This window comes from Acinetobacter sp. YH12063, from assembly GCF_013419715.1.
Lineage (GTDB): Bacteria > Pseudomonadota > Gammaproteobacteria > Pseudomonadales > Moraxellaceae > Acinetobacter > Acinetobacter amyesii.
This window is the reverse complement of the sequence record NZ_VOZO01000026.1, coordinates 1-9,236: the sequence shown is the minus strand read 5'-3', so window position 1 is coordinate 9,236 and position 9,236 is coordinate 1. Positions and strand designations below refer to the sequence as shown.

Genomic DNA, 9,236 nt, shown 5'->3' with positions numbered 1-9,236 from the left:
AGTACCAGCGTACGGCCCACAGAATGATGTCACGCTGAAAATGCCGGCCTTTGAATGGGTTCATGTGCAGCTCCATCAGCAAAAGGGGATGATAAGTTTATCACCACCGACTATTTGCAACAGTGCCCTTTCTTTTACCTTAATAACGTATTTTTTTAACGGCAGCATACCTTTTGAAACACCACCAAATTATTTATGTTCCACCAGCATATATACTTCCCTATCGAAAAATCTGATAAGAATTGATTATTTTGATACAAAACCTGAAAACTGGGAGTGCTTATATGGACATATATAATATTTCCGGATAAATATAAAACTACTCCACAAGAAGAAAGGCAGAATTTAATCTCAGTCCGAAGTAACAGTACTCTCAAAGACCAAATGTAAAGAAGCATACTTAAGAAAATAAATTTCAATAATGCATGAGGATGTAATTAGTTTCAGGGTGCTAAGAAAGTGTAGCAACTTGCTACACTTTTTCGCTTTTTTGAATCAGCTGTTTTAAGAAATCTTCTAATTGTAAGAGACTGGCTTCGTCAATTTCCGAGATATTCAGAGAAACCTTAAGCTGTTTTTGATTCAGTTTGATATTCCCCGCAATCTTACCGGCATATTCAATTTTTCTGACCACGGATGTTGTGGTCAGTTTTTCTGGATTCTGACTCAATAGTTTTTCAGCATAAGTAGTAACTTTGCTTTGCTCGAGTTTTTTGTCTTTTAATTTTTCCCAAGCTCCGAGTAAGGCCACTTCGGCTTCAGAGAGTTGTTCAAGATGATCCGATAGAAATTTTTTGAATGCAGTTGCAGCAGTACGGCCTAGCAAGCCTGGTTCCACATCAAGGTCATTTAAAATTGCTTGCGGCAGTTTTTCGTATGCTAAATACTTGTACATATCTTCGCGATTTAAACCCAGTGAATTGGCTAAACGTTGCTTGTTTTTCTTTAATTTCTCATCAAGTGAGTTCAGGCCAATAAAAATCTCATAATCTGTCAGATCCTGACGCTTTAAATTCTCTGCCAGGGTTAACAAAGATGCTTCTACATTATTTGCATCAATTATAATGGCTTCAATCACAGACTTTCCGAGTAATTGATGTGCCCGTAAGCGTCGCTCGCCTGCAATCAGTTCATATTTCAGATTATCCAGTTTACGCACTGTAATGGGCTGCAAAAGGCCGATTTCATTAATAGAATCCGCCAGTTCTTTTAACTGTGACTCTTCAAATATTTTACGCGGCTGGTTTGGACTTCGGCTGATATCCTCAATAGGGACATTACGTCTAAACTCTTTCGGCTCTTTAATATTGTCTTTCTGTGCTTGCTGATGTTTTTCTGTATTCTGTTTCAGTTTCTGAGCTAAAAGCTCTTTGGTGCTTGCCATAATGCTCTCAGGTTTTAATTTTCACTACAATTTCATTGGCAAGGCTTTCAAAAGCCTTACGTACTTTTGAATTTTTTTCTACTTTCAAAAGTGGTTGTTGCAGAATCGCTGCTTGATTGACTTTAGTACTTTGAGGAATTGTGGTTTCTAAAATTTTACCTACCTGTTTCAAGGCTTCATCCCGAATCAGCTTACAGACATTCTGACGTTCATCATGCTTAATTAGTAAAGCGCCTAAAAGCTCTAAATCTGGATTAATACGTTTGATTTTTTCAAGATGATTTAAAAGATCTGTTACCCCATACAATCCATATTGTGATCCTGATTCGATAGGGATAATGACATGTGTTGAAGATGCCAAGGCATTGCTTGTTAATAATTTAAGGCTAGGTGGACAGTCGATCAATATAAAATCATAAAGATCTTTTAATAGTTTTAACTTGATATTTAACTCTTCAGAAGGACGGGGAGCTTCTTCTTTTAGTTGATCTTCAGTTTTTCCTAAATTTAAGGAACCATAAATTAATGATACTTTTTCAAAGTTCGTTTCTTCTTGTAATGCATCTGCCAACAACGAAATATCGCCCACTAGTAATTCTGCTGTAGTGACAGCAATTTCGCTTGGATGTTGGATCCCAATGTGTAAACTTGCGTTTGCTTGAGGATCTAAATCAATGACTAAAACTTTGTAGCCAAGATTGGCAAGTTCTGAGGCTAGGTGTACAACAGTCGTTGTTTTGCCACATCCGCCTTTATGGTTAGCAACAGTAATAATTTTTGCAGACATGCGTGTCAGATGCTTCCTTATTTCAATGTTTAGTAATATAAATAACTTTCATTCATCTTACTATAGTTTTTAAATTTATAAATCCTATTTATTCAGCTGTAAAACAACTTAAAAAATAAATTTTTAACTAAGCTAGCTTAATTAAAAATTAGAATAATTAGTTATTTAGCTAATTAATAATTAGGATCATATTTTTATTATATAAAACAAGTGCTTGTAACTTTAAAAGTGGAAGGTTTGTCACTATAAAGTGGAAGGTTTGTCACTATAAAGTGGAAGGTCTGTCACCGTAAAGTGGAAGGTCTGTCACTATAAAGTGGAAGGTTTGTCACTATAAAGTGGAAGGTCTGTCACTAGGGTGGAAGGTTTGTCACTACTATTTTTATAACTGCTATTTTTATTTAAAAATAATTTAAAAAACAAATATTTAAGCTGTTAATAAAGTCTCATAACTAAGCTTTAAAGGTGGAAAGATTGTCACTGTATCTTCTTAACCTGTGGATAATCTGTTTTTATTGGATATTTCCTGATGATTATATGTGCAGTTATACCTTTTAAATCTAACAAAAAGGTGGAAGCCTTGTCACATCAGGGTTTTTATCTGACTTAACCTAACTAGACCTGAATGAAAAAAGTAAAAATAGACCTTCTGAACTGTAATTTCGAGACTAAAGGTGGAAGGTCTGTCATCATGGGGTGGAAAGATTATAATTAATTCCACTTTAAGTGCAGGAAATCGGCTAAAATGCTTCTTTTTGATGACAAACTTTCCACTTTTAGAATATTGTGGTGAAAGTCTTGAAAGTTTTTCCACTTTTGTATATAAAAACTAAGTTAAATTATAAATATCACGGTTATGACAGAATCTGAACCATTGCAAGAAGAATCGAATTATATTCCTTACTGTATAGGCAACATTCGCCATAATGGCGTTGTCAGTACCAGTAACCGTTTAATTCGCCCAATCGAATTATCAGCCAATGAATATAAGGCACTTTTATATGCAATGGCGGTTGCGAATTATAGTGAGAAAAATAGGGTAGATGGTGAAATTACCGAACAAACTTATATTTATTTGTATAAGGATGATTTGGCAGATTTACTAGGATTAAATAAACGTAATTCAATTAATGTTGCAATAGATCGGATTTATAAAGAGCTTTCATCCCGGGTAGCTCATTTTATTATTGAGGAGCCAGCTGATAATGGTAAGAGAAAGACTAAAAAAGTACATTCTGTCGTTCCCATTATCCGTGAGTTAAGATGGGAAGATGATTCTAAAAATGCGATTCAGATTCGTTTTACCAGTGAGGTGTTGCCGTATTTCACTCAACTGGCTGGGGGTAATTTTACTACCTATCAGCTAAAACATCTTTTTGCCCTAGATTCTGTTGCCAGTATGAGTCTTTATACTTATTTCATTAAAAACGAATTTAAGTACGCCAATCAAAAGAGTTATGAAGTGCCATTACTTTTAGAAAACTTGAAAGCACTGATTGATATTAATGAAACCAAATATGATCGCTGGGTAGATTTTAGACGCTATGTATTAGACAAAATAGTGGCAGAAATTAACGAAAATACAGATCTACAGTTAGAGTATGAAACCGTTAAGAAAGGCCGTCCAATTGTAGGTGTGAATTTTAAACTGCATCATCGGATTGCTGATAAGGCACTGGATGAATTTGCAGTGATTGAAAAAATCTATCTTGATGTTCCATTTGAAGACAATGCATCCGTAAAAGAATTAGGGGCTAAATTCGATATGAATGTACGTTCTTGGTATATTTTTAATAATGATGAAAATTATCAGCAGTTCAAGAAGTGGTTTAAAAAAGTAGGATGCCTCACTGACTCTCAAGCAAATATTGTCATTAATGACACTTTATTCCAAATGGATTTTGCTGAAATTGGTATGGGGTTGAATGACTTTAAACGAAATATGAAGCATAAACTTAAAAGTAATCCGGAATTCGTCCATAGTATTCGTGAAAGACTGAATGATATTTTTGGTAAAGAGTTGATCTAGCGAAAAGTGTAGCAACTTGCTACACTTTTTAGATATATGTTCGTAAAGAATACAAGTGGTAAGGACCTTAGGATAAAAACGACTCTGTTGCATAAAGTGTGAAAATTGAGACTGAACCGTACCGGGTTTGTCGGAGACCAACTTTCTTGAGAGAATGTTCCAATGACAAAACCAAAGGCACTGTTGCAAATAGGCTGACATGATAAGCTAAATATCTTATTTATTTCGAGATACAGCAGATGAATCCCTTCCACGGTCGGCACTTTCAAGGTGAAATCATTCTTTGGGCTGTTCGTTGGTATTGTAAATATGGCATCAGCTATCGTGAACTTCAAGAAATGCTCGCTGAACGAGGCATAAATGTGGATCACAGTACAATTTATCGTTGGGTTCAGCGTTATGCTCCAGAAATGGAAAAACGGTTACGCTGGTATTGGCGTAACCCTACAGATTTACATTCATGGCATATGGATGAGACTTATATCAAAGTGAAGGGGCGATGGACTTACCTGTATCGTGCAGTTGATCAACGTGGTCATACGATTGACTTTTACCTTTCCGCTAGACGGAACAGTAAATCAGCCTATTGTTTTTTAGGAAAGATCTTCAATACGGTGAAAAAATGGCAAATTCCACGGGTCATCAATACAGATAAAGCAGCGACCTATGGCCATGCTTTATCACGGTTAAAGCGAGAAGGAAAATGTCCAGTAGATATTGAGCACAGGCAGATTAAGTATAAAAATAATGTCATTGAATGTGATCATGGTAAGTTAAAGCGAATCATCAGGGCCACATTAGGATTCAAATCTATGAAGACTGCTTATGCCACAATTAAAGGTATTGAAGTCATGCGTGCACTACGTAAAGGACAAGCATCGTCATTTTATTATGGTCAGCCTCAGGGTGAAGTGTGTCTAATCAACAGGGTTTTCGGTCTCTAAGCACTTTTTAAAGGGAACATCATCGACTCAAATCTCTATTTGCAACAGTGCCCTCGTAAGTTGGGCGATAATATTGAAAGTGTATTGAACAAGACTTTAACTATTCATGCCCAATCTTATATGCAACAGTTTGACGTGGCTAAACATACGGCTTATGAAGCCCTAAAGCGTGGAGTCAATGGTTTATTTGAAGCGGAATTTAATTACACCCAGTTTGTTGAGGGTAGTCAAAAAATTGAGTTTGTCCGCAGTCGCTTTGTGCAAAAGATTAGTTACGTTAATGATTTAGGATTGGTAAGATTAGTATTCGCCAATGACGTTGTACCATTAATTGTAGGATTGGAAAAAAAATTTACCAAATACGAGATAGAGCAAATTAAAGGCTTACAGAGCCGATATGCTATTCGCCTGTATGAGTTTTTGATTAAATGGCGGTCTGTGGGCAAAACCAATGAAATCTCGTTAGATGAGTTAAGAAATCATTTTGGGTTATTGAGTGATGAATATGTGCGTATGCACCATTTCAAAGCAAGAGTTTTAGATTTGGCTATTAGTCAAATTAACGAACACACGGATATTATTGCTGAATATGAGCAACACAAGCAAGGTCGCACTATTACAGGATTTACCTTTAAATTTAAACAAAGAACCAAGCCCAAAACGGTAAAAGCTGAAAAGACAGAGCGTGATCCACATACAGTAGATATGTTTATAACCATGACCGATAATCAACGCTTTGCCTTCGCTAAAAAAATATCTCAATTACATGAGGCATCGTATTTGGCACAAGGGCAAGCAGGTCGAAGTTACGATGTGTTTGCTGAACAAATTGCTGAAGCATTATTAGATAGTGAAAAGCAGAAAGTATATTTACCCTTCTTATCGAAATTAGGGTTTAAATTTTAAGATTTTTATTCGCTGTTTACAGGTTGTGGTAGAAGTAGTCCTTGATATCAAAAACAAAAATTATTTTAAGGGAATAAAGGCTTCTGACTATCACCAAATGATAAGTTATCTGAGTTCTATTCAGTGAAAAACTGCTATATTAGGGGTCAGCACAGAAAACGGAAATTATAGGGCGGTAAGTACATTTATTTACTTCTATGTAGTTGTTATTTAAGAACTTCGTTAAAAATCTTTCAATTAAATTGCATGTTGCCAATCTCTAGCAGACAGGCAAAGCATAAAAATATAAATCTTTGATTTTAATAAATTAATTAGTCGACAAAATTCCTTGTCGTACTATTTTCTCCAAATTCTGGGGTAACCCCTATCAAATCAAAAACTCGATGATATGCGTCATTTAGTTGATCAAATACCTTCTTACGGCAGTCAATCTATACCTAAAATAAACGATCCTAGTTGGGAGGGGTTATTAGATGATCGGAGAATATCTTGGAATATGAACGACATCACCATAATAGAAAGGCTAGTACTTATTTATTATACTTTTAGTATGAAGGTTCTTAGTGTTTTCAATCAAGAATTTGCAGAGAGAGGAGTTTCTTTTTCATACTCTGATTAGTATGCCTATGGCAAACCAATTTCACTGCTTCGGTACCCTAGTGAGGACTAGAACCTTAGGCTGTAGGCTAATGATATTGGTATATTGAGTTATTTAGGTAGTCGCGGTGTACTTCATGGTGTATAGAAAGTTAGTTTTTCGAGCTAATAAAGCCATTTTGACAAAATTTAAGAAGTATTTTAGAAAACTAGATAGTTACACAGAATTTAGGGTAGTCTCAAAATGAAAGTTATAACTAATGGTTCTTTAACATCTTCTAATTCCTTTGGTGAAAAATAAGATTCCATTTTATGCTTAACTCTCAACTTTTTTTCGCTAAATCATTTATTTTACGAAGGTTAGACTTTCAATATTAAACTTACAATTCTTGTAATACAGCCATTCCAATAGGCTTAAGAAGTTGAGAGTGGCATTTCTTGCATAGAATTATTTTGTATTAAATAAAATAACTAAAGGTTTGGCTCGTGAAGATCTCAATAAGAAAACTGTATGTAATTAGCTTAAGTGCATTAATTACTGTGGCTTGTTCCAGTCAAAGTGAATCAGAAGGGATGCTAATTATAAATAACAAAACCTCCGAAGATATAACTAAGGTTAATTTAACTTATAAAACCACTAATAAATCAGAAAATATAGGTAATTTATCTCCTAATCAATCATTTAAGTATCCTATAAAATATTCTGACACCGAAGACTCTATAGTAATTACATATACTGATAGTAATAATACAGTGCATAAGGATGTAGCTGTTCCTTATTTCGGTAAATATGATAAGAAAAATTATAGTTATAATATCAAGTAGTTTAAGTATTATTAATATTTAGAGTGTACGGCATTGACGGTATAGGTTAAATTGACACTACAAGACAGCACTTTAACCAATTTCAACAGCAACATCCCCAAATATATTTAATATAAATTAAGCATGAGATATAAAAATGCACGCCTTTGATATTATCATACCCCAATATACAGGTATCGCTGAAGATGATGATAGCCACGACCATGATGTATTTTGTTATTTAGGAAATTTAGAAGGCAACGGACAAATATTACCCCGTAACCATCATTTAGCTGTTAGCCAAAATGATATTACTCGCGTGACTGTGGTGTGTCCTGAAATGGATGCCCTTGACCGTAAAAATATGAACAGCTATGCCCAAGAAATGCACAATAAAATCGAACAGTTAGCAGGTAAACCCATTCAAACCTTGTATATCGGAGAAGACCATGACTATCCTCTTCCCCGTTATGCCGTACCAACGCAATCTGAATTTTACATGTTGCGTTGGGGCTGGAGTTCGCCTTTACTAGATGGAGTAACCTTACAAGGCATTCCTCTATATAAAATCCCATATACCCAACCTGATCACCCTTGTTATGATAATGTGTGGTCATGGTATCGTCAGGCTGAAGCGTTATATCGTTTGTGGCTTGGTTCTCAACCAGTAAGTGAAGCCTTTGCCTTAGAGCAAATGCAAAATCCCAATTCTGAGCATAGCAAAATAGGTCGAGAATTGTGCCGTATCATTGAACAAAGCACAGGTGTACCCACCTATTATTTTCTAATGAATTACCGTGATTGGACACAGGCAGAAGATATGGAACAAAAATGTCCACTGACAGGGCAGGATTGGCTATTGCCTGCCAATACCTATCACTATATTGATTTTAAATGCGATGAGAGTCGTTTGGTGAGTGAGTTGAGTCAAAATTGGTCGGATGAAAGCGAGGACTGACCGAATGAAAAATTATTTGTGGTAAGCTCATAAAGCCTATCAAGCATAGAGATAAAAATAACACCCAAACTATCTGTAACCAACCGTGAATCGTCTCGATATTTTCGGAGAGTGTTTTACTGGAATCAGGTACAGGACAAGTTTATTTTCAGTATACCCTAGCGGAACCACCTAAAAAGCCCCTTAGACCTATTAATAGACTACCTAGAACAGACCGTTATAAGAAAACCGCCTATAACAGACTATTCTAGGTAGTCAGTTTTTCTCGCTATCTTGAGAAATCATAGTCTTCTTCGTTCCCGTCTAAATACTCGAATATAGGGGTCAGCACAGAAAACGGAAATTATAGGGCGGTAAGTACATTTGTTTACTTCTATGTAGTTGTTATTTAAAAACTTCGTTAAAATTTTCAATTAAATTGCATGTTGCCAATCTCTAGAAGACAGGCAAAGCATAAAAATATAAATCTCTGATTTTAATAAATTAATTAGTCCACAAAATTCCTTAGCGTGCTATTTTCTCCGAATTCTGTGCTGCCCCCAATTAGCAATATTTAGAAAGGTCTAGGATAGCTATTTCTTGGCACGGGTTGAGATTTTGGAGCAACTGATAGATCGCTATCCGCCAAAGGCTCAATTTCACTTAATTCTCGCCTAGTCGTTACCATCTCACTATAAGCTTCTTTGAAATCAGGATTATTGTAAGCGTCCGCTGAACCCCATGCCTATTTTTTAATTTGAGTTGGATTTCCAGCGATGTGGCAGTAATTCTTCAATCTGAGTCACTTTATGTGTCGGCAACCTTTTCAGCACATCACTTAAATAGGC

The 9,236-nt window shown here is 35.6% G+C and carries 9 protein-coding genes; 6 read left to right on the top strand and 3 right to left on the bottom strand.

Annotated features, from left to right (window positions below; genetic code table 11):
- Nucleotides 1-298: hypothetical protein (locus FTU12_RS16680; protein ID WP_373684171.1), on the top strand; the 298-nt coding region annotated here is incomplete at its 5' end.
- Nucleotides 299-472: 174 nt separating this feature from the next.
- Here FTU12_RS16680 and FTU12_RS15810 read toward each other — a convergent pair.
- Nucleotides 473-1,384 (bottom strand): ParB/RepB/Spo0J family partition protein, encoded by a 912-nt coding sequence (locus FTU12_RS15810; RefSeq protein WP_119879449.1) that lies wholly within the window; start codon nt 1,382-1,384, stop codon nt 473-475.
- 7 nt (nt 1,385-1,391) lie between these two features.
- Nucleotides 1,392-2,171 (bottom strand): ParA family protein, encoded by a 780-nt coding sequence (locus tag FTU12_RS15805; protein ID WP_179990956.1) that lies wholly within the window; start codon nt 2,169-2,171, stop codon nt 1,392-1,394.
- 856 nt (nt 2,172-3,027) lie between these two features.
- Between FTU12_RS15805 and FTU12_RS15800 the strand changes: the two genes are divergently transcribed.
- The 5 genes from FTU12_RS15800 (at nt 3,028) to FTU12_RS15780 (ending at nt 8,409) form a co-directional block, all read left to right on the top strand.
- Entirely contained in the window at nt 3,028-4,200 is a 1,173-nt protein-coding gene (locus FTU12_RS15800; protein WP_127800989.1) for a replication initiation protein, read from the top strand.
- A 239-nt stretch (nt 4,201-4,439) separates the two neighbouring features.
- On the top strand, nt 4,440-5,144 hold the full coding sequence (locus FTU12_RS15795) for an IS6-like element IS1008 family transposase (RefSeq protein WP_043963410.1): 705 nt from the start codon (nt 4,440-4,442) through the stop codon (nt 5,142-5,144).
- A 60-nt stretch (nt 5,145-5,204) separates the two neighbouring features.
- Nucleotides 5,205-6,050 carry a replication initiation protein RepM gene (repM, locus tag FTU12_RS15790; protein WP_180049802.1) on the top strand — a complete coding sequence of 282 codons (846 nt, stop codon included), beginning with the start codon at nt 5,205-5,207 and terminating at the stop codon, nt 6,048-6,050.
- Nucleotides 6,051-7,133: 1,083 nt separating this feature from the next.
- Nucleotides 7,134-7,472, top strand: coding sequence for a hypothetical protein (locus tag FTU12_RS15785; RefSeq protein ID WP_114237945.1), 339 nt, complete (start codon nt 7,134-7,136; stop codon nt 7,470-7,472).
- A 136-nt stretch (nt 7,473-7,608) separates the two neighbouring features.
- On the top strand, nt 7,609-8,409 hold the full coding sequence (locus FTU12_RS15780; RefSeq protein WP_114237944.1) for a DUF2310 family Zn-ribbon-containing protein: 801 nt from the start codon (nt 7,609-7,611) through the stop codon (nt 8,407-8,409).
- A 731-nt stretch (nt 8,410-9,140) separates the two neighbouring features.
- On the opposite strand, the gene FTU12_RS15775 is transcribed toward FTU12_RS15780, so the two are convergent.
- On the bottom strand, nt 9,141-9,236 hold a 96-nt coding region (locus FTU12_RS15775; protein ID WP_141192730.1), incomplete at its 5' end, for a transposase domain-containing protein.

Coding starts and splice junctions, on each gene's coding strand:
- FTU12_RS15810 (WP_119879449.1), bottom strand. CDS start 1,384: ATGGCAAGCACCAAAGAGCTTTTAGCTCAGAAACTGAAACAGAATACA.
- FTU12_RS15805 (WP_179990956.1), bottom strand. CDS start 2,171: ATGTCTGCAAAAATTATTACTGTTGCTAACCATAAAGGCGGATGTGGC.
- FTU12_RS15800 (WP_127800989.1), top strand. CDS start 3,028: ATGACAGAATCTGAACCATTGCAAGAAGAATCGAATTATATTCCTTAC.
- FTU12_RS15795 (WP_043963410.1), top strand. CDS start 4,440: ATGAATCCCTTCCACGGTCGGCACTTTCAAGGTGAAATCATTCTTTGG.
- FTU12_RS15780 (WP_114237944.1), top strand. CDS start 7,609: ATGCACGCCTTTGATATTATCATACCCCAATATACAGGTATCGCTGAA.